At 65.5% G+C, this 21,644-nt stretch carries 14 protein-coding genes and 1 pseudogene; 7 read left to right on the forward strand and 8 right to left on the reverse strand.

Annotated features, from left to right (window positions below; genetic code table 11):
* The first annotated feature begins 3 nt into the window (after positions 1 to 3).
* Positions 4 to 4,239 (forward strand): ATP-binding protein, encoded by a 4,236-nt coding sequence (locus tag ACWYRN_RS07010; RefSeq protein WP_488691754.1) that lies wholly within the window; start codon positions 4 to 6, stop codon positions 4,237 to 4,239.
* A 329-nt stretch (positions 4,240 to 4,568) separates the two neighbouring features.
* On the opposite strand, the gene ACWYRN_RS07015 is transcribed toward ACWYRN_RS07010, so the two are convergent.
* From ACWYRN_RS07015 to ACWYRN_RS07030, 4 genes are all read right to left on the reverse strand, one after another.
* Positions 4,569 to 6,251: a long-chain-fatty-acid--CoA ligase gene (locus ACWYRN_RS07015; protein ID WP_488691755.1), complete on the reverse strand. Its 1,683-nt coding sequence runs from the start codon at positions 6,249 to 6,251 to the stop codon at positions 4,569 to 4,571.
* Between the two features lie 98 nt (positions 6,252 to 6,349).
* Positions 6,350 to 8,047, reverse strand: coding sequence for a long-chain-fatty-acid--CoA ligase (locus tag ACWYRN_RS07020; protein WP_488691756.1), 1,698 nt, complete (start codon positions 8,045 to 8,047; stop codon positions 6,350 to 6,352).
* Between the two features lie 187 nt (positions 8,048 to 8,234).
* The gene (locus ACWYRN_RS07025; protein WP_488691758.1) at positions 8,235 to 9,287 is read right to left on the reverse strand and encodes an aminopeptidase; all 1,053 of its coding nucleotides are present in this window, start codon (positions 9,285 to 9,287) and stop codon (positions 8,235 to 8,237) included.
* A 49-nt stretch (positions 9,288 to 9,336) separates the two neighbouring features.
* Complete coding sequence (locus ACWYRN_RS07030; RefSeq protein ID WP_488691759.1) at positions 9,337 to 11,445, reverse strand: molybdopterin-containing oxidoreductase family protein; 2,109 nt, start codon at positions 11,443 to 11,445, stop codon at positions 9,337 to 9,339.
* 173 nt (positions 11,446 to 11,618) lie between these two features.
* On the opposite strand from ACWYRN_RS07030, the gene ACWYRN_RS07035 reads away from it, so the two are divergent.
* A complete protein-coding gene (locus tag ACWYRN_RS07035; protein WP_488691760.1) occupies positions 11,619 to 12,812 on the forward strand; it encodes a M20 aminoacylase family protein in 1,194 nt (397 codons plus the stop codon).
* 231 nt (positions 12,813 to 13,043) lie between these two features.
* Here the strand turns inward: ACWYRN_RS07035 and ACWYRN_RS07040 are convergent, their stop codons facing one another.
* Positions 13,044 to 13,961 (reverse strand): NAD(P)-dependent oxidoreductase, encoded by a 918-nt coding sequence (locus ACWYRN_RS07040; protein WP_488691761.1) that lies wholly within the window; start codon positions 13,959 to 13,961, stop codon positions 13,044 to 13,046.
* A gap of 94 nt (positions 13,962 to 14,055) precedes the next feature.
* Between ACWYRN_RS07040 and ACWYRN_RS07045 the strand changes: the two genes are divergently transcribed.
* Entirely contained in the window at positions 14,056 to 14,625 is a 570-nt protein-coding gene (locus ACWYRN_RS07045) for an acyloxyacyl hydrolase (protein WP_488691762.1), read from the forward strand.
* A 163-nt stretch (positions 14,626 to 14,788) separates the two neighbouring features.
* Positions 14,789 to 16,168: an MFS transporter gene (locus ACWYRN_RS07050; RefSeq protein WP_488692786.1), complete on the forward strand. Its 1,380-nt coding sequence runs from the start codon at positions 14,789 to 14,791 to the stop codon at positions 16,166 to 16,168.
* Positions 16,169 to 16,178: 10 nt separating this feature from the next.
* On the opposite strand, the gene ACWYRN_RS07055 is transcribed toward ACWYRN_RS07050, so the two are convergent.
* A complete protein-coding gene (locus ACWYRN_RS07055; protein WP_488691763.1) occupies positions 16,179 to 16,463 on the reverse strand; it encodes a hypothetical protein in 285 nt (94 codons plus the stop codon).
* A gap of 180 nt (positions 16,464 to 16,643) precedes the next feature.
* On the opposite strand from ACWYRN_RS07055, the gene ACWYRN_RS07060 reads away from it, so the two are divergent.
* The 3 genes and pseudogenes from ACWYRN_RS07060 (at position 16,644) to ACWYRN_RS07070 (ending at position 19,247) form a co-directional block, all read left to right on the forward strand.
* Complete coding sequence (locus tag ACWYRN_RS07060) at positions 16,644 to 17,621, forward strand: DUF2157 domain-containing protein (protein WP_488691765.1); 978 nt, start codon at positions 16,644 to 16,646, stop codon at positions 17,619 to 17,621.
* A gap of 107 nt (positions 17,622 to 17,728) precedes the next feature.
* A pseudogene (locus ACWYRN_RS07065) lies at positions 17,729 to 18,901 on the forward strand (DUF4401 domain-containing protein); the annotation flags it as partial.
* Between the two features lie 169 nt (positions 18,902 to 19,070).
* Positions 19,071 to 19,247, forward strand: a complete 177-nt coding sequence (locus ACWYRN_RS07070; protein ID WP_488692787.1) for a GDYXXLXY domain-containing protein — start codon at positions 19,071 to 19,073, stop codon at positions 19,245 to 19,247.
* Here the strand turns inward: ACWYRN_RS07070 and ACWYRN_RS07075 are convergent.
* Positions 19,242 to 19,997, reverse strand: a complete 756-nt coding sequence (locus ACWYRN_RS07075; protein WP_488691766.1) for a phosphatase PAP2 family protein — start codon at positions 19,995 to 19,997, stop codon at positions 19,242 to 19,244. The two genes, ACWYRN_RS07070 and ACWYRN_RS07075, sit on opposite strands and share 6 nt — an antisense overlap.
* Positions 19,997 to 21,637 carry a phosphoethanolamine transferase gene (locus ACWYRN_RS07080; RefSeq protein ID WP_488691767.1) on the reverse strand — a complete coding sequence of 547 codons (1,641 nt, stop codon included), beginning with the start codon at positions 21,635 to 21,637 and terminating at the stop codon, positions 19,997 to 19,999. The genes ACWYRN_RS07075 and ACWYRN_RS07080 overlap by 1 nt, the downstream gene beginning before the upstream one ends.
* Between the last annotated feature and the right edge of the window lie 7 nt (positions 21,638 to 21,644).

The raw sequence follows: 21,644 nt of genomic DNA on the forward strand, positions 1-21,644 counted from the left end.
ACCATGCCAGACTCCCCTCACACCCAGCCCGCGCCCAACGACGACCTGGGATGGCTCACGGGCGGCGGCGAGATGGGCGCCCTGATCCGCAGCATGGACTGGACCAAGACGCCGCTCGGCCCGCCGGCCACCTGGCCGCAAAGCCTGCGCACCTCGGTCAGCCTGTGCCTGTCCTCGACCTTCCCGATCCTGCTTGCCTGGGGGCCAAGCGACATCCAGATCTACAACGACGCCTACCGCCCGATCTGCGGCGACCTGCACCCGCAGTCGATGGGCGGCGCCTTCAAGGAAGTCTGGGCCAGCGCGCTGCCGGTGGTGGGCGACGCCTTCGAGCGCGCGCACCAGGGCGAGGGCACCTACATCCGCGACCAGCGCATGTTCCTCGACCGCTACGGCTACCTGGAAGAAGCCTTCATGACCTTCTCGTTCTCGCCGATCCGCGATGAGTCGGGCGAGGTGGGCGGCATCTTCCACCCGATTTCGGAGGCCACCGCCACGGTGCTGAACGCGCGCCGCACCCAGGCCCTGCGCGACCTCAGCCTGGACATCGGCGACGCGCGCACGGTCGCCGACGTCGCGCGCGGCGTCACGGCCCAGCTGCCGCACATGACGCTGGACCTGCCCTTCCTGCTGCTGTACGGGATCGATCCCGACACCGGCAAGCTGCTGCTGCGCTGCCAGGCGGGCATGGATGGCCACGCCGCGCTGGCGCCGGAAGCGGCGGCGCTGGACGACGCCCTCTGGCCCTTCGCCCTGACTGCCGCCGAAGGCAAGGCGCAGCGGGTCGACGGCCTGGCGCCGCGCTTCGGCGACGGGGCATGCGGCCCCTATCCGCAGCCGCCGGGTTCGGCGATGGTGCTGCCGATCACCCTGCCCGGCCAGGAAGCCCTGTTCGGCTTCGCGGTGGCCGGCGTGAGCGTGGCGCGCGCCCTCGACGCCGACTACCTGCACTTCTACGAGGCCCTGGGCGCGGCCATCAGCACCGCGGTCGGTAACGTCGCCGCCTACGAAAAGGAGCAGCGCCGCGCCGAGGAGCTGGCCCAGATCGACCGCGCCAAGACCGCCTTCTTCTCGAACGTCTCGCACGAATTCCGCACCCCGCTGACCCTGATCCTGGGCCCGCTCGACGATGCGCTGGCCGATACCGAGGAACCGTTGGCGCCGGCCCAGCGGCGCCGCATCGACGTCACCCACCGCAATGCGCTGCGCCTGCTGAAGCTGGTGAATTCGCTGCTCGATTTTTCACGCATCGAGGCCGGCCGCGTGCAGGCGACCTATGTGCCGACCGACCTGGCGCGCCTGACGGCCGACCTGGCCGGCGTGTTCGAATCGGCCATGGCCAAAGGCGGCCTGGACTACGAGGTCGACCTGCAGGACCCGGGCCAGCCGGTCTGGGTCGACCGCGACATGTGGGAAAAGATCGTCTTCAACCTGCTCTCGAACGCTTTCAAGTTCACCTTGACCGGCGGCGTGCGCGTGACGCTGCGCGAACACGCTGGCATGGTGCGCCTGAGCGTGCAGGATAGCGGCAGCGGCATTCCGGAAGCGGAACTGCCGCGCGTGTTCGAGCGCTTCCACCGCATCGAGGGTACGCCAGGGCGCACCTTTGAAGGCACCGGCATCGGCCTGGCGCTGATTCAGGAACTGGTGCGCCTGCATGGCGGCCACATCGCCGTGCACAGCGTGCTGGGCGAAGGCACGCGCTTCGACGTCGACATCCCGTTCGGCCACGCCCACCTGCCGGAAGAGCGCATCGCCGCCGGCGAGGTGGCCGATGCCGCCGCTGCGGGTGCGGGTGCGGGTGCGCAGCGCATGGGCGCCGCCTTTGTCGAGGAAGCGCTGCGCTGGCTGCCCGACGAGGATGCGCCGGCCAGCGCGCGCCCGGCCGCGGGCTCGGCGCTGCTGCCGGCCGCCGCCCTGCCGCGCATCCTGATCGCCGACGACAACAACGACATGCGCACCTACCTGAAGTCGCTGCTGGCGCCGCATGCCGAGGTGCGCGTCTGCGCCGACGGCGAGGCCGCGTTCGCGGCGCTGCAGGCCGATACGCCCGACCTGCTGCTGAGCGACGTGATGATGCCCAGGCTCGACGGCTTCGGCCTGATCGCGAAGATCCGCGCCGCGCCGGCCCTGCGCCACCTGCCGGTGATGCTGCTGTCGGCGCGCGCCGGTGAGGAAGCCAAGGTCGAAGGCCTGCGCGCCGGCGCCGACGACTACCTGGTCAAGCCGTTCGCCGCCACCGAGCTGCTGGCGCGCGTGCAGCGCCAGGTGGAACTCGGCCGCGAGCGCAAGCTGCAGTTGCAGGTGCTGGGCATGCGCGAATCCTACTTCCGCTCGCTGGTCGACCTGGCGCCGGTGATGCTGTGGACCACCGACGACGACGGCCAGTGCACCTACCTGAGCCGGCGTTGGTCCGAATACACGGGCCGCACCTGGGAACAGGACCAGGGCATGGGCTGGTTCGAGAACATCCACCCCGACGACCTGGAACGCACGCGCACGACCTTCCTGGACGCGAATGCGCGGCGCGAACCCTTCCACATAGACTACCGCCTGCGCCACCGCGACGGCAGCTACCGCTGGTTCATCGATGCCGGCACTCCGCGCAGCGACGAGCAGGGCCGGCCGAACGGCTATGTTGGCACCGTCACCGACATCCACGCCCGCACCCTGCTGCAGCGGCGCCTGGAACAGGTGGCGCGCGCCGGCGACATCGGCGTCTGGTATGCCGATGCGCCTTTCGACGAATTCCGCCTGAACGAGCAGATGGCGGCGCACCTGGGGCTGGACGGGAGGCGCGACGTTCCCGTGGACGCCCTGCTGGCGGCGGTGGCGCCCTCGGACCGCGCGCGCGTGGCGGCGGGCATCGCGCGCTCGATGCGCGAAGGCAGCGCGCTCGACCTCGAGTTCCGCCATGTGCCGGGTTCCGACGCTGCCGACGTTGCCGGCACTGCGCCCGATGCGGACGAAGCACGCTGGCTGCGCTCGATCGGCTGGTGCGACATGAACGAGCATGGCCAGCCGCTGCGCTTCGACGGCGTCACCCTCGACATCAGCCGCCACAAGAACGCCCAGCAGGAGCTGCAGCGCCTGGCCTCGGAACTGTCCGAGCGCAACCGCATGCAGAGCGAATTCCTGTTCACGCTGGCGCACGAGCTGCGCAACCCGCTGGCGCCGATCCGCACCGGCCTGGAACTGATGCGGGTGAACCCGGCGGTAGCCCAGGCCGGCGACGTGCAGGGCATGATCAAGCGCCAGGTCGACCACATGGTGCACCTGGTCGACGACCTGCTCGACATGGCGCGCCTGTCCGAGGGCAAGGTCGAGCTGCGCCGCAGCGCCGTGCGGCTCGACGAGGTGGTGCAGGACGCGGTGGAAATGAGCATGCCACTGGTGAGCGGCGGCGGCCACCGCCTGGCGCTGCACCTGCCGCCGGCGCCGCTGCCGCTGTACGTCGACCGCCACCGCATTGCCCAGGTGCTGAGCAACCTCCTGAACAACGCCGCCAAGTACACGCCACGCGGCGGGCAGATCGACATCGATGCGGTGCTCGAAGGTGGCGAAGTGCGGATCGGCGTGACCGACAGCGGCATCGGCATCGAAGCCGGCATGCTGTCGGCGATCTTCGACATGTACGCCCAGGTGCAGGAACACGCCACCATGGCCCAGGGCGGCCTGGGCGTGGGCCTGAACCTGGTGCGGCGCCTGGTCGAACTGCACGGCGGTCGGGTCACGGCCTATAGTGCGGGGCTGGGCGCAGGCAGCCGTTTCACGGTGATCCTGCCGTACGAGGCGGTGCAGGTGGAAGACACGCCGGATGCCGGCGCCGGCGCAGCGCCTGCGGAACCGCAGCCGGTAGGCGTCGGCCTGCGCATCCTGGTGGTCGACGACAACGCCGACGCCGCCGAGATGCTGCAGGCGGTGCTGGGGATGAGCGGCCACGCGGTGGCGGTGGCCTACGACGGCAGCGCGGCCCTGGCGCGCGCCGCCAGCTTCCGCCCGGACGCCGTCTTCCTCGACATCGGCCTGCCCGACCGCAGCGGCTTCGAAGTCGCCCAGGCCCTGCGCCGCATCGACGGCATGGACCGCGCCACACTGGTCGCGCTGACGGGATGGGGCGCACACGAGGACCGCCAGCGGTCGAGCGAGGCGGGGTTCGATGCGCATCTCACCAAGCCGGCGGACCTGGACCGCGTGCACGAGGTGCTGCGCGAAGCAGCGCAAAAAGCCGGCCGATAAGGCATATTGGGGCCTGCGGCCATGACCGTACGGTGGGGGTATTGAGGCCGGGGGCCTCGATACCGAAGTGCCCACGCGGTTACGTGTTCATCCCTGGTCCATGGCCGTGATGACTCGCTCCGAGACGCTGACTGCGGCCCGAGGCGCTAACGGGATGCTTTGAGAGACGCCGGCAAGAAGCCGCGTCATCGATAAAATCAGCGCCAACAATGATCACCGTTCCGCGTGGGCACGGGGTGCCCACCCTACGAAAAGCACCATCACCTCGCCACTTGAACACATAAAAAAACCGGCATCGCAATGCCGGTTTCTCATTCAAAGCCCGAACCTCAAGCCGTCTGCTTCTCATCCCGCAACTCGCGCCGCAGGATCTTGCCCACGTTCGTCTTCGGCAGCGTCTCGCGGAATTCCACGTGGCGCGGGCGCTTGTAGCCGGTCAGCTCTTCCTTGCAGAAGGCCAGCAGCTCTTCGGCGGTCAGCTTCGGGTCCTTCTTCACCACGTACAGTTTCACGGCTTCGCCCGAGTGCTGGTCCGGCACGCCGACGCAGGCCACTTCCAGCACGCCCGGGTGCGAGGCCACCACGTTCTCGACTTCGTTCGGGTACACGTTGAAGCCCGAGACGATGATCATGTCCTTCTTGCGGTCGACGATGCGCGTGTAACCCTTCTCGTCCATGATGCCGATGTCGCCGGTCTTCAGGAAGCCGTCCGGCGTCATCACCTTCGCCGTTTCGTCGTCGCGCTTCCAGTAGCCAGCCATCACCTGCGGGCCGCGCACCGCGATCTCGCCGGACTGGCCGAAGGGCACCGGCTTGTTCGCTTCGTCGAGGATCTGCACTTCGGTCGACGGCAGCGGCAGGCCGATGGTGCCGGTGAAGGCGGTGATGTCGCAGCGGTTGGCGGTGACCACCGGCGAGGTCTCGGACAGGCCGTAACCCTCGACGATCGGCGTGCCGGTGATCTTCAGCCATTTATCGGCCACGGCCTGCTGCACCGCCATGCCGCCGCCAGGGCAGACCAGGTAAGTCGAGTGGTCCAGGCTGGCGAATGCCGGCTGGTTGACCAGACCGTTGTACAGGGTGTTCACGGCCGGGAAGACGTTGATCTTGTACTTGCCGAGCTCCTTGATGAAGCCGTCCATGTCGCGCGGGTTCGGGATCAGGACGTTCATGCCGCCCAGGCGCATGCCCAGCAGGGCACAGACGGTGAGCGCATAGATGTGGTACAGCGGCAGCGCGCACATGAATTCAAGCTGCTTGCCGGCCGGGGCCTTGCCCAGCGAAGGACCGAACCAGGCTTCGTTTTGCAGCACGTTGGCCAGCACGTTCTTGTGCAGCAGCACGGCGCCCTTCGAGACGCCGGTGGTGCCGCCGGTATACTGCAGGAAGGCGATGTCCTCGTGGCCCAGCTTCACTGGCTTGAAGGTACGGCGCGCGCCGTCGGCCAGGGCTTTCTTGAACGGGACATGGCCGGGCAGCGACCAGGCCGGCACCATCTTCTTGACCTTGCGCACCACGAAGTTGACGATCGTACCCTTGATACCGCCGAGCATGTCGCCCATGGTGCCGACCACCACGTGCTTTACCTGGGTGCCGGCGATCGCCTGCTCCACGGTATGGGCGAAGTTTTCCAGCACGACCAGCGCTTCGGCGCCGGAGTCGTTCAGCTGGTGCTGCAGCTCGCGCGGCGTGTACAGCGGATTCACGTTGACGATGGTGTAGCCGCCGCGCAGGGCGGCCGCCATGGCAATCGGGTATTGCAGCACGTTCGGCAGCATGATCGCCACCCGCGCGCCCTGCTGCAGGCCGCGGCTTTGCAGGAAGGCCGCCATCTGCTGCGACAACCGGTCCAACTCGCCGTAGGTAATGGCCTTGTCCATGCAGGCGAAGGCCTTCTGGCCGGCGTACTTGCGGAAGGATTCTTCCAGCAAATGGGTCAGGGAACGATACTGCGTCGGGTCGATTTCCAATGCCACCCCTGCCTCGTACGACTTGAGCCAAAACTTGTCCATCTCTGCCTCGCCTTCTTAAACTTTGTATCCAATAAAATGCAAAACCGCCCGGAATGCCCGGGCGGTCTTGGCCGGCCAACCTGCGCCGTACTACGGCCTCAGGCGGCTTCTTTCTGTTTCTGCTGCTGTTCGTCGCGCAGCGCACGCCGCAGGATCTTGCCGACGTTGGTCTTCGGCAGTTCGTCGCGGAATTCGATGTACTTCGGTTTCTTGTAGCCGGTGAACTGCGCCTTGCAGTATTCCTGCAGCGCGCTTTCCGTCAGGTTCGGGTCCTTGCGCACCACGAAGACCTTCACCGCCTCGCCGGAATGCTCGTCGGGCACGCCCACGACCGCGCATTCGAGCACGCCCGGGTGGCCGGCGATCACGCCTTCGAGTTCGTTCGGGTACACGTTGAAGCCCGACACCAGGATCATGTCCTTCTTGCGGTCGACGATCTTCACGTAGCCACGCTCGTCCATGATGCCGACATCGCCCGACTTGAAGTAGCCGTCGGCGGTCATGACCTTGGCGGTTTCGTCCGGACGGTTCCAGTAGCCGGCCATCACCTGCGGGCCGCGGATGCCGATCTCGCCAGTCTGGCCGAGCGGCAGGATATTCCCGTCGTCGTCGAGGATGGCGATGTCGGTCGACGGTACCGGCAGGCCGATGGTGCCCGTGAAGCCCTGCTCGTCGGCGCGGTTGCAGGTGGCCACCGGCGAGGTTTCCGACAAACCGTAGCCTTCAATGATACTCTTGCCGGTTATTTGTTTCCACTTGTCATTAACCGCTTGCTGGACGGCCATGCCGCCGCCGTTCGCGGTCTTCAGCGTGGAAAAGTCGATGCTGGCGAAGTCCGGGTGGTTGACCAGCGCGTTGTACAGCGTGTTCACAGCCGGCAGCGTGGTGATCTTGTACTTGCCCAGTTCCTTGATAAAGCCCGGGATGTCGCGCGGGTTCGGGATCAGGATGTTCATGCCGCCGACGCGCATGCCCCACATGGCGCAGGCCGTCAGCGCGAAGATGTGGTACAGCGGCAGCGCGCAGACGATGTTCGGGAACTCGACCGCCGGCGGCTGCGACAGCGCGGGCTGGGCCCAGGCCTCGGTTTGCAGCACGTTGGCGATGATGTTGCGGTGGGTCAGCGTGGCGCCTTTCGAGACGCCGGTGGTGCCGCCGGTGTATTGCAGGAAGGCGATGTCGGATGCGCTCAGCGTGGGCGCGGTGTACGGCATCTTCGCGCCCTGCGCCAGCGCATCCTTGAAGCGCACCATGTTCGGCAGCGTGAAGTCCGGCACCATCTTCTTGATGCTGCGCACCACGAAGTTGACCAGCATGCCCTTGGCGCCGCCCAGCATTTCGCCCATGCTGGCCACGACCACGTGGCGCACCGGGGTGCTTTTGAGCACCTGCTCCACGGTATGGGCAAAGTTTTCCAGCACGATGATGGCTTCGCTGCCCGAGTCCTTCAACTGGTGCTCGAGTTCGCGCGCGGTGTACAGGGGATTGACGTTGACGACGGTGTAGCCGGCGCGCAGGATCGCGGCAATCGCGATCGGGTTCTGGAGGATGTTCGGCATCATCACCGCCACCCGCGCACCCTTGGCCATGCCGCGGCTTTGCAGCCAGGCGGCCAGCCGCTTCGAGCAGGTGTCGAGCTCGGCGTAGGTGAGGAACTTGTCCATGCAGACGTACGCATTGTTCTGCGCGTACTTCTGGAACGACTCTTCCAGCAGGTGCACGAGCGACCGGTACTGGTCCGGGTTGATTTCAGCTGGTACGCCAGCTGGATACGACTTCAGCCAAATCTTGTCCATCAGATGCCCCTGTCTCCAATAGTATCGTTGTCGTTCAGCCTACATTGTCGAATTATATTTGCAAACCGAACGTGCGTGCTTATGCCTTTGCTATTGCCGCATATGATGCTATCGGGCAGCGCGCTCCTATGCAAGCGCTTTTGCCTTAATTGGAACAGGGACTCTACGGCACCCTCTTGGGCAGGCTCTACGGCATGGCTACATTGGTGCGCTGCACCATGACCGGACCGCCTGGTACTGCGGCATCGAACACCTTCAGCGCCGCGGTCCGCTCCGACTTGTCGCGCTTCGACAGCAGCGTGACTTCGCGGTAAAACTTCCGGAAATCCTTGTCACGGCGCAGCATCGCGCGGAAGGCCGGCACGTAGTCGTTATAGGTGGCAATCGACGCCAGGTGGGCATTCGAGAGCGGCTCGGCGAAGAAGCGGTCGTAGCCGGCATAGCCGCCCCACTGCGCTTTCAGCACCTGGTATTCGTCCTTCAGCCCCATGAACAATTTCGCCTTGGCGATGCGCTTGTCCTCGTCGCCGACCGGGGACGCATAGGTACGCTCGAGCTCGCGCCGGTATTTCAGCAACAGTTCGAGGAAGCCCTTGCGCCGCACCGAATAACGTTCGTAGGCGTCGCGCATGGCCGGGTTGCCAAATTTTTCCAGCCACATTTCCACGCCTGCTTCTTCGACGGCGCTGGCAAACGATTCGTTGAAGCGCGAGTCGCCCGGCACATACACCACCTGGTGGGCCAGCTCGTGGAAGATCAGGCGCGCCAGTTCGGCGTCGGGGTAATGGATGAAGGTGGAGATCAGGGGATCGCTGAACCAGCCCAGGGTCGAATAGGCGCTGACGCCGCCGACTTCCACATCGCGGCCCTGCTCGCGGAGTTCCTTGGCATAGGCCTGGGCATCGGCCTTGTTGTAATAGCCGCGGTAATTCACGCAGCCGGCCACCGGGAAGCACCACTGCAGGGGTTTGAGCGACAGCTCGGGGGTCGCCACCACGTTCCATAGCACGTACTGGCGTTTCAGGGCGGCGTAGTTCTTGTAGCTGCCGTTGTCGGGCAAGCCCATCTTCTGGACCGCGAACAGGCGGATCTGGCGCGCCGTCTCCAGACGGTGGCGCAGCGAGGTTTTCGTGGTGGGATCGGCCAACCAGTCGTCGATTGGCCTTGCATCGGAGAGGAGTTCAAGCTGGCCTTGCGCCGCCTGGGTGTAGTAATTCAGAGTAGAACAACTGGCAAGCATTCCGGCGGCAGCGCCCGCAATGAGCGCAGGCCGGAAGAGTCGGGGTAGTCTAAGAAGTAATTTCTTCATGTCCGGGTCGGGGCGCGGCCTTTTCGACCTGCACCAGGGTGTCGTAGAAAGTGGGCGCCCTGCCCATGTCGGTCAGGCGCTGGCTGGTGACTTCATTGGCGTTCTTGCCGTCGCTGGCGAGTTTCTTCCACCAGATCGACAAGCCCACCACGAGGCCCGGTCGCGCTTTCTCGGTCACGCGCGCCTTGGCAACGAAAGAGCCGCGGTCGTTGAAAATACGTGCCATGTCACCGTGGGCGATGCCGCGCGGGGCGGCGTCGTTCGGGTGCATGTCGAGGTGCGGCTCGCCCTCAGTTGCACGCAGGCTCTGTACATTGACAAACGTTGAGTTCAGGAAGTTCCTGGCTGGCGGAGAAATCATCGCCAGCGGATATTTCTTTGCCAATTGCGGGTTCGACGCCACCGACTCATACGGCGCGATATACGCCGGCAGCGGGTCGAGACCATCGCGCTCCATCGTGCTCGAATAAAACTCGCACTTGCCCGACGGGGTCGGGAAACCGCCCTCGGCAAACGGCGCGTCCGGCATGTTCAGTTTTTGCCAGCCCTTCTGCTTCAGCGATTCCCAGTCGAAGTGGATCGCGCGGACGTGGTTCTTGTCGAAAGCCTGGGCCGCGAGTTCCTCGTCACTCTCCTGGAAGCAGGGATCGTCGAAGCCCATGCGCGCGGCCAGCAGGCGGAAAATCTCGGTGTTCGGCTTGGCTTCGCCCAGCGGCGCAATCGCGGCGTTATTCGCCAGCATGTACAGGTGGCCATAGGCCAGGTGCGCATCGACGTGCTCCAGCTGGGTGGTGGCCGGCAGCAGGATGTCGGCGTAGTCGGCACTGTCGGTGCGGAACTGTTCCATCACCACGGTAAAAAGGTCTTCGCGCTCGAAGCCGGCCTGCACCTTGGCCGAATCCGGGGCGATCGCCAGCGGATTGGCGTTGTAGACGATCACGGCCTCGACTTTCGGGCCGAATTCCGGCGAGGCCTCCTTCAGCAAATCGTCGCCGATGGTGGTCATGTTGATGGTGCGGGTCTTGCGGCCGGCCAGCAGGTCCGGGCGCTGCAGCACGGCGCGGTTCGCCGGGAACGAGCCCGAGGTCGACAGCTGGATGCCGCCGGCCGCATGGCGCCAGGCGCCGACCAGCGCCGGCAGGCAGCTCATGTTGCGCACGGCCATGCCGCCGCCCTTTGCGCGCTGCACGCCGTAGTTGCAGCGGATCGCCACCGGCTCGCCGCGCTTCGCGGTTTCGCCGTACAGGCGTGCCAGGTCGATCACTTCCTGGGCGCTGATGCCGCAGGTGTCGGCGGTGCGTTCCGGCGTCCACTCGGCGGCGCGTTCCTTCAGCTGGTCGAAGCCGAGGGTGTAGCTGGCGATGTAGTCGTGGTCGAGCAGGTCTTCCTTGATGAGCACGTGCATCATGCCCAGCGCCAGCGCCGAGTCCGTACCCGGCAGCAAGGCAATGTGCTGGTGGCACTTCTCGGCCGTCAACGAGCGGTAGGGATCGATGGCGATCAGCCTGGCGCCGCGGCGCTTGGCTTCCTGGGCGCGCATCCAGAAGTGCAGGTTCGAGGCGATCGGATTGCCGCCCCAGATCAGGATCAGCTTCGCATCCTGGAACTGCTCCATGTCGGTGCCGATCGAGGCGCCGATGGTGTACTTGTAGCCGGTAAAGCCCGCGGTGGCGCAGATGGTGCGGTCGAGCAGCGAGGCGCCAAGCTGGTTGAAGAAACGCAGCGACATTGACTCGCCCTGCACCAGGCCCATGGTGCCGCAATAGCTGTACGGGAGGATGGCTTGCGGGTCGCGAGAAGCGATTTCGCCCAGGCGCTCCGCGATCTCGTGGATCGCTCGCTCCCACGTAATCTGTTCGAATTTGCCTTCACCCTTCTTGCCGACGCGGCGCATCGGATGCAGCACGCGGTCCGGCGAATAGGTGCGCTCGACGTAGCGCGAGACCTTGGTGCAGAGTACGCCGGCGGTGGTCGGATGTTCCGGGTCGCCACGCACCGCAGTGGCCACGCCGTCCTCGACGGTGACGAGGATGGCGCAGGTATCGGGGCAGTCGTGGGGGCAGGCGGCGCGGACTTGGGTGATGCTCATACTGAATCAGTTCCAGGAAAAAAACGTCGAGAAACCAATACTTTATCCGATTCCGGCTGGCTTCGTTGCGGACCGGTCCGGCTTTTCCTGCCGGGCTGGATTTCATCTGGTGACAAGGGCTACAATGGTTTTGAATAGGCTTAGTTGAACACCATGCTGCTAGGGAGAACAAGATGAGACTGGTAGAACCTATCCTCGCTTTCCAGACCGAACTGGAACAGATCCGGCGCGACATCCACGCCCATCCGGAACTCTGCTACGAAGAACAACGCACCGCCGACGTGGTGGCTGCGCGCCTGACCGAATGGGGCATTCCCGTCGTGCGCGGGCTGGGCGTCACCGGCGTGGTCGGCATCATCAAGAATGGCAACTCGCCGCGCGCAATCGGCCTGCGCGCCGACATGGACGCGCTGCCCATGCAGGAACTCAACACATTTGACCATGCGTCGCGCCACCCCGGCAAGATGCATGCATGCGGTCACGACGGTCATACCGCGATGTTGCTGGGCGCAGCCCACTATTTGTCGCGTCACCGCAACTTCGACGGCACGGTGTACCTGATTTTCCAACCCGCCGAAGAAGGCGGCGCCGGCGCGCGCAAGATGATCGAGGATGGTCTGTTCGACCAGTTCCCGATGGACGCCGTGTACGGCATGCACAACTGGCCAGGCCTGCCGGCAGGCAGCTTCGGTGTGATCCCGGGGCCGATGATGGCATCCAGTAACGAGTTCCGCGTGACCGTCAAAGGCAAGGGCGCGCACGCCGCGCAACCGCACCGCGGCATCGACCCGGTGATGGTGGCAGTGCAGATCGCGCAAGCCTGGCAAACCATCATTTCGCGCGAAAAGAATCCGCTGGAAACGGCGGTGCTGTCGATCACGCAGATTCACGCGGGCAGCGCCACGAATGTGATTCCCGACGAAGCGGTGCTGATCGGCACCGTGCGCACCTTCTCGACCGCCGTGCTGGACCTCATCCAGGAACGTATGGAGGCGATGGCGAGGGGCGTGGCGGCAGGCTTCAATGCCACCGTCGACTTCGGCTTCAAGCGCAACTATCCGCCGCTGATCAACGACCCGGAAAAGACCGCATTCGCGGTCGAGGCGATGCGCGCGGTGGTGGGGCCGGCGGCCGTGAACACGGCGGTCGAACCGACCATGGGCGCGGAGGATTTCGCCTTCATGCTGCAGGCCAAGCCAGGGTGTTATGTGTTCATCGGCAACGGCGACGGCGAGCACCGCGCGGGTGGGCATGGGCTGGGGCCTTGCCAGCTGCACAATGGCAGCTATGACTTCAACGATGACTTGCTGCCGATCGGGGCGAGTTATTGGGCGCGGCTGGTGGAGATGAGTTTGCCGGTAGCGTGACGGCGCCAGGGTTCAAGCGGTGAGATCCGATGGTACGAGTACCCACTCTACCGATGCGCTGCATAGGGTGGGTTCTCGAACCCACCGGCAGTTCAACCGGTGAGACAGCGTGGACAGTAGGGCTGGCTAAATGCCAGCACTACGAATGGCCACCCTACAACGCCGCTTTTCGTAGGGTGGACACCTGTGTCCACGCTGTCGTACTCATACTCACCTCAACGCCACACTCGGTCACATATCCGGCAACTGATCCTCGGCCAACCCCAACCTCACCCCCGGATTGACCCGCTCCAGCGCCAGCAAGGCCGCCGCGTGATCGGCCCCACCCAGCTCCGTCTCGATCGCTTCGTAACTGCGCGTCGCCGCCGCGGCCATCGGCAAGCTCACCCCCGCCTGCCCGGCCGCCGCCAGCACATTGCGCAAATCCTTCAACTGGCTCTTCACCTGCCCGCCCGGCACGAAATTCCGGTCGAGCATGCGCTGCCCATGCAATTCGAGAATCCGGCTGCCCGCAAACCCGCCACGGATCGCCTCGCGCACCGTCGCCGGGTCGGCCCCGGCCGCCTGCGCCAGCAACAATGCCTCGGCCACCACGTTCAGGGTCGCGCCAACGATCAGTTGATTGCACAGCTTGGCGACCTGCCCGCTGCCCGCCGGCCCCACCAGCCGCGCGCTGCCGAGTACCTCGAACAGCGGCAGCGCCTCCTCGAAGTCATGCAGACTGCCGCCGGCCATGATCGCCAGCTTGCCCTCCTGCGCGCCCGGCACCCCGCCCGACACCGGCGCATCGAGAAAGCGCATGCCCTGTCCGCCAAGGCGCGCATGAAAGGCCAGGGCCTCGTCGTGCCGGGTTGAACTCATGTCGATCCACAGGGTTCCCGGCGCCATTGCCGGCAGCGCCACGTCCATCGTCGTGCCCACGGCCGGCCCGGCTTCCAGCATCGAAACCACGATTGCGACGCCCCGCACCGCTTCTTCAACCGATTCGCATACGCGTGCCCCATGCGTGGCAAGCGTGCGCGCCTTGGCTGTGCTACGGTTCCAGGCGTGCAGGGGAAACCCGGCATCGGCCAGGCGCGCCGCCATCGGCTGGCCCATCAGGCCGATGCCCAGGAATGCCACGGCAGGGTAGCTGGCAGGGTCACTCATACGCCTCCTTTTGTCGTTTTGGGTCGTGCGCTACGCGTTTTCATTTACACCAGTAAAATATTCGGCGATCGCCAACATGGATTGGCGACTATTCATGAAAGCAATTATGTTCTCTAATAAAAAAATTGGCAGCCTCCTTGCTGCCGCTGTCCTGATGACGGCTGGCCAGGCCTTTGCCGCCGACAATGGCTGGGTCGACTCGGCCACGTTCGAATTCGGCACCGGATCGAAAGTACGCATGGGCCGCGTGGCCGTCCAGTCGAACTGGGACAAGCAGTGGTTCTCCTCGAACGGCCGCCACCTGGGCGGCTACTGGGATCTGTCGGCCGCCTACTGGCGCGGTTCGGCCTACCGCAATGTCGATGGCCAGCACCAGAACATCGGCGTGATTGGCATCACCCCGGTATTCCGCTACCAGCGCGACGACAAGCTCGGCCTGTACGTCGAAGGCGGCATCGGCGCCAACCTGATGTCGGAACTGTATAACAACAGCGACAACCGCCTGTCGACCGCCTTCCAGTTCGGCGACCACCTCGGTATCGGCTATGTCACCACGAATAAGTGGGACCTGGGCCTGAAGTTCCAGCACTACTCGAACGGCAGTATCAAGAAGCCGAACAGCGGCGTCAACTTCGTGATTGTCCAGGCGCGCTACCAGTTCTGAGTTCCTACCCATCAGCAAACGTCCGGTTGAAATCGGCGTTTGCTGATTTATGTAACAATTCGATCAGGCGCCGCAGCCCGCGTGCGCGGGATTGGATGAGGGCCGATTGGATAGTTCCGCTGTCAAGACTTACCTGCCATGGCTGGTCGCCACTGCCCTATTCATGGAGCAGCTCGACGCCACGGTCGTCAACACCGCCATTCCCAGCATCGCGGCCAGCCTCGGGGTCACCCCGCTGAGCCTGAAATCGGTCGTCACCAGCTACATCCTCGGCCTGGCCGTCGGCATTCCCGTCAGCGGCTGGATGGCCGACCGCTTCGGCACCCGCCGCGTCTTCCTCACCGCGATCGGCATCTTCACTTGCGCTTCGGTCCTGTGCGGCCTGTCGGTGAGCGCCGAGATGATGACCGCCGCCCGCCTGCTGCAGGGCCTGGGCGGCGCCATGATGATGCCGGTCGGGCGGCTGGCCATCGTGCGCACCTTCCCGAAATCCGAACTGCTCGGGGCGATGAACTTCGTCATCATCCCCGCCCTCATCGGCCCGCTGCTGGGCCCGACCGTCGGCGGCCTGATCGTGCACTGGACCTCCTGGCGAGCGATCTTCTTCATCAACCTGCCCTTCGGCCTGATCGCCATGTACCTGGTCTGGCGCCACATGCCCGACTACCACGGCGACGAGCGCCGCCCGCTCGACGTGCTGGGCCTGATCCTGTTCAGCACCGGCACCGCGATTTTGTCCTGGCTGCTGGAAATCTTTGGCGAACACACGCTCAGCGGCCCCACCATGGGCCTGCTGCTGGCGGTGTCGATCGGCCTGCTCGGCACGTATGCGCTGCACGCAAGCCGCATCAAGTTCCCGCTGCTGCGCCTGACTTTATTAAAAGTGCGCACCTTCCGCATTTCCGTGGTCGGTGGTTTTGTCACCCGCCTCGGTGTCGGTGGCCTGCCCTTCCTGCTGCCGCTGCTGTACCAGCTGGGCCTGGGCCTGCCGGCCTGGCAGTCGGGCTTGCTGATGATGCCCTCGGCGGCGGCGGCGATGGGCATGAAGCTGATCGCGCCCAAGGTGCTGGCGCGCTTCGGCTACCGCCAGGTGCTGGTGGCCAATACCCTGTGCATCGGCATCACGATCGCGCTGTTCGGGCAGGTCGGACCGAGCACGCCGCTGGCGGCCATCGTCTGCATCAGCCTGATGCAGGGCTTCTTCAATTCGCTGCAGTTTTCCAGCATGAACACGCTGGCCTATGCCGACATCGAGACCAGGGATTCGAGCATGGCGAGCACGATTGCCAGCTCGTTCCAGCAATTGTCGATGAGCTTTGGCCTGGCGGCGGGCTCGCTGGTGACGGCCTGGTTCCTGGGACGGGTACCGCAGACCAACCACGTGCTGGTGACCGGCGCCCTGCACCACGCCTTCGATTTCCTGGCGGGGTTGACGGTGGTATCGGCGATTATCTTCTGGCGCCTGCGCCGCGAGGACGGCGACAGCATCAGCCGCGGACGGGAAAAGGCGACTCAGGCCGAGCCGGTGGCCCAGCAGGCCTGAGCGCCAAGGTTCAGGCGGCCCTGCTGACCAGGGTCGCAAACACGCGTTCGCGGTTACTCATCACAAAGTTGACGAACATCGGTTCCTTGACGGCCAGCCGCAGCAAGCCCGGCAGCAAGGGATAGCAAAAGGTCGCCACCTTGCGCACCGCTTCGTCGTTGGCCAGCGCGGCGCGCGCCGCCGCTTCGCCGCCACCCAGCAGGGGCAGTACGCTGCTCCTGTGCTTGTCGAGAATGTCGTTCATGGGCGCCATCAATTTGCTGCCCAGGCCTGCCGCGTCGCTACCAGTCTGCATAGTGCTCTCCTCATGATAGAAAGTGGCTATCATCTCGCGGCGCTCTATGATCAGAGATGATTTTGAGCAACTAACAGTCTCCTGCTAAGCTGCCTTCCGTTAGCTTTTACGCAACGCATGCCAGCCGGGTTTGCCTAGAATAGCGGGCGGCCTTTGCCATGTTCCAAGGAGAACTTTCGCATGATAAGCACCCGTCTCGCCATTCTCGAACTCACCCACCGGCACCGGCTCGACGCGGCGACGCTCGGCGCGCTGTGGCGCATTGCCCGTCTCGGCCAGCCATCGCCGGAGCTGGACACCCTGCTGCGCCGCGCTGTCGGCATGCTGGCCGCGCTGCTTGCCGGCCTGGGCCTGATCTTCCTGGTCGCCGCCAACCTCGATGCGCTGGGGCGGCGTGAGATATTTATCCTGCTCCAGTTGTGCGTGGGAGCGGCTTGCCTGGGTGCCGCCTTCCTGCCGCGCCTGCGCACCTCGCTGGCGCTGCTCGGGCTGCTCGTCATTGGCGCGCTGTTCGCTTACTTTGGCCAGACCTACCAGACCGGCGCCGATCCATGGCAACTGTTCGCGGTCTGGGCCGTCCTGGCGCTGCCGCTGGCGCTGGGCGCCCGCACAGACATCGTCTGGAGCGCCTGGGTGATCGTCGCCATGACCGGGCTTACCGCCTGGGACGCCGCGCAGTCGGGATGGTGGCGCTTCGCCGGCCCCAACCTTGGCGCCCACATGCTGGTGGCGCTGCTGGCAAGCGCGCTCGCCGTGCTCATGAGCCAGCCGCTTGCCCGCTTTAGCGGCGCCGGCAGGGTGGCGTTCAACCTTGCCGTGCTGTTCGCAACCACCTCGCTGGGCAGCGCCGGCATGCTGGCCTTGTTCGCCTCGAGCAGCGGGACCGCGCTGTACTATCTGCTGAGCCTGGTCCTGCTTGTCGTTGCGGCAGCCCTCCTGACCCGGCGCAGGCTTTTCGACGTGACCGCGCTCAGCGTGATTGCGCTCGGCCTGATCATCCTGTTCATCGCCGGCATGGTACGTGTCATCGGCCTGGGCCATGGCGGTGAAATCGGCATGCTGCTGGTGGCTGGCTTCACCACGGTCGGACTGATGGCCCTGGCAGTACGGGGCATTCTTGCGCTGATGCGCGAATACGGCAGCGGAGGCAAACCATGAGCAAGCATCTCGACAAGGTGTTGCGTGAAGCGGTCGACCAGGGCTTGCTTGCCGCCGCCCATGCCGAGCTGGAAAGCCAGCACCGGCCATGGCCAGTGATCGTCATGATGGCCATTGCAGCCTGGTTTGCCGCGATTCCCCTCGGGGCGGTGGTCGGACTGCTGTTCCTGACGGGCGCCAATGTGTATGGCACCGCCCTTGTGCTCGGCGTTATTTTCCTGGGTGCGGCCGTGGCCCTGCTGCGCCAGCGCGACATCCCCCTGTTCCTGGAACAGCTGGCCATCCCCTGCCTGATCTTCGGGACCGGGCTATTTGTTGTCGGGCTCGGCAACATGGACTTCGCCAAAAACAACATGGGCCTTGCCATGGCCATCACGGCAAGCCTGGTGTTCGGCCTGGCCTTCCTGCTGCACCAGGTCTGGCTGCGTGTCCTGCTCGGCGCGGCGGGGGCCACCCTGGCGGCGCTGGCGATGTCGGGCGTCCCCCACATTGGCCGCGGCCTGCTCGACCTGCCCTACAGGCAAGCCTGGACCTGCCTGGCGGCCGTGTGGGTGCTCGGCCAGGGCCTGCTGTCGCAGCTGGAACGCACGCCGCTGCGCGCCGGCACGGCCGCCACCCTGGAAACCATCCTGACCGGCATCGGCGGCATGACCCTGCTGGCCCTGGCCTATTGTTCCGGCCCCACTTTCCTGCTCAGCGCCAGCCTGCCGGCCGGACTCGACGGCGGCTATGGCGGGGCGCTGCCGGACAGGTTCGATGGCGTCCTGTCCCTTGCCTGCGCACTGGGCGCGGCCGGATGGATGATGCAGCGCTGGCCCGCGCTGCGCAGCGCCTGGTTCGCGGCGCTAGGCGGCACGGCCGTGGTCCTGTGCTGGCTGGCGCCATCGATGGGACCCGTGCTGCTTATGCTGGCAATCTGCGTGACCACCGGCCGCCGCAACCTGGCCTTGCTTGCCGGAGCGTCGGCGTTGTGGATGGTCGGCGCGCTGTATTACTACCTGTACTGGCCGCTTGCGCACAAGGCCGTGCTCCTGCTCGGCTGCGGCCTGGCCCTGGGCGCCATCGTGCGCTTCGCGATGCCGGGCGCCCTGCTGCCATCGACACCGGAAGCCTTGCCCGAGCTCCAGCCGGCCCCGGCCGCCCCGGATACCAATCCACGCTGGAAACGCGGCCTGCTCGCCGGCGCCGGGATACTGGCGCTGGTCGTCGCCAACGCCGCCATCTGGGAAAAGGAGGCGTTGATCAGCACCGGCCAGGTCGTCTTCGTCGAGCTGGCGCCGGTCGACCCGCGCTCGCTGATGCAAGGCGACTACATGACGCTGAACTACGCCTTCCCTCCCGACTTCGCCATGGTCGACACGGCCAGGACGAAGCTGGTGGCGCGGCGGCCCGAACGGCGTGGTGACCTTGCTGGGCGAGCACGACGGCCGGCCCCTCGGCCCGCAAGAGATGCTGATCGAAGCGATCAGCAAGCGCAGCCGGCCCCTGATCGTGACCGACGCCTGGTACTTCAAGGAGGGCGAAGCCGAACGCTGGGCGGCGGCGCGTTATGGCGAGTTCCGGGTCGATGCGAACGGCAAGGCATTGCTGGTGGGCTTGCGCGGCCCGAAGCTGGAAAAACTATGACGACAGGCGCAGCACCCGGCTGCGCCTGTACGCCGGCAGCCATTGCAGGCACAGCAGCAGCGTGAATAGCACTGCGCAGGCGATCCAGACCGACCACAAAGTATGCGTCAGGAAGTGCGCGCCACGCAGCTGCTGCAACCAACCGACGGCGCCGCCAACAGCGAGCGCAGCCAGGAGGGCACGCAACGCGGTGCGCGGCCGCTCGGGCAGCCACAGCACGCAGAGTGACACCAGCCACAGCGCACTCGATGCATGCCCGGCAGGCAGGCAATGCCCCGGCTGCACACCGAACGGCAATGCATCGAACAGGCGCAGGTAAGGCTCGCTGCCGCCATAGCGCGCCAGGTCCCAGGGACAGTGGGCGACGCTGGCCTGCTTGAGCGAACTGGTCACCAGCGGCACCAGCAGCGCCGACAGGCCCATCACGCGCAGGCGCAAGCGCTGCAAGGGGCTGCGGCCGGGCTGCGGGCGCGCCACATCGTGCAAGGCCAGCAGGATGCAGCCGATCGCCGCCAGCGTCAGCATCATCTTGAGGATGCCGTGGCTGAAGGTCTCGGTCAGCCAGGCGTGGCGCCAGGGAAAGTCGTGCAGGCCGGCATCGTAGAAATCGTCGGCCAGCATCAGGTCGATGTCGGTGCAGCGGCCCAGCCAGAGGATGAAAGCGGCGCCGGCGAGCAGGACGGCGGCGATCCGCCATGCGCTGCGCGCGCCGATCAGTGCCGGCGCGGCCTGGTGTCGCGTGCGCTGCATCAGATACCCCGCGCGCAGCCGTGGAGCAAATCGAGCTTGGGATTGAGCACAGCCGTATTCACGTCGAGCAGGCCCAGCACCGAGTGGAACACGTTGTCGTGCGACAGCGGCTCACCGCGGCGCGCCATCAGGCAGGTGCGGTCGATGCCGAAGCGTTCGCTGAAACCGTCCGACATCCACAACATCATCGGTACCCGGGTCTGCTCGGCGGGCGCGAACAGGTAGGGCGCGCCGTGCAGATACAGGTTGTTTTCGCCCAGCGATTCGCCGTGGTCGGAAAAATACAGCATCGCCGTGTCCATGCCTTCTTGCGCAGCCGTCTGGCGCAGCAAGTCGATGGTCTTGCTGAGGAAGTAATCGGTATACAGAATCGTGTTGTCGTAGGCGTTGGCAATCGAGGAGGAGGAACACTTCTCGAACTCGTTGCTGTCGCACACAGGGCTGAACTTCCCGAAACCCTGGGGGTAGCGCTTCGCGTATGCCGGGCCATGGCTGCCCTTCTGATGCAGCACGATCACCAGGTCCTTGTCGCTGTTGCGGATCAGTTCGGGCAAGCCCGCCAGCAAGCGTTCATCGTGGCACTCCTCGTCTTCGCAATAGGGGTCGCCGGCGACGGGGCGCGACAGATCCTCGTAGCCCACGCGCGCGCATACGCCCTTGCAGCCGGAGTTATTGTCGCGCCACACGACTTTCAAGCCGGCGTGCTGCAAGACGTCGAGCAAGCCTTCCTGGCTGGCGGCCTTCGATTCGGAATACTCGTCGCGGCCAAAGGCGGAAAAGACGCAGGGCACCGAAACTGCCGTCGCCGTCCCGCACGAACTCACGTTCGAGAAATTGATCAGGCCAGGCTGGCGGGCCAGCAGCGGATTGGTCTCGCGCTTGTAGCCGTTCAGCGAAAAGTTCATCGCGCGCGCGGTTTCGCCGACCACGATCACGGTGACGGTCTTGCGCGTCTGTCCGGCCCAGGCCTTGCCCTTCATCGCATCGCGCCCCAGCGGTGCCACCACCACCGGCGTGCTCCACTTGCCGCGCAAATAGCCGTTCATCGCCTGGATGGTATTCGTCGGCGTGAGCAGGAAGCGCAGTTCGCGGTGCTCGCGCACCGCCGGCGCCAGGCTTTTGAAGAGCAACACCAGCAGCAGCACCGCCAGTAGCAGCGAGCCGCCGGCAATCCCCGCGCGCTGCAGCAGGCCGCGCCGTCCTTGCGGATACGCGACCTGGGCACGCGCGATCCAGGCCGCCGGCACCAGCCCGAGCAGGCCGACCGTCAGCAGCATGTGCCAGCTGACCAGTTCGGTCGCTTCGCGCACGTCGGTCTCGAATACGTTCTGGATCATGGCGCGGTCGATCACGATGCCGTACGCGGCAATGAAATAGCTGGCCGTCGAGGCCGTCACCAGCAGCAGGATGAAGACCGGCTTGGCGACGAAACGGAAGCTAGCCAGCGTCAGGCAGGCGTTGAAGAACAACACGATGATGAGCATGGCGCCGGCCAGCAGCGGCAGGTGCGCCAGCGTCAGCCCGCCGGCAGCCTCGGTGAAGGTGGTCCAGAACTTGATGTTGCCGGCGGTGGCAAGGAAGATCGCGACCGCGAGCGTGAGAAATGGCGCGCTGATGCGCTTTGCAAGAAGCTTGTCCAAACTGACA

The sequence above is a fragment of the Massilia sp. BAP21 genome (assembly GCF_057801335.1).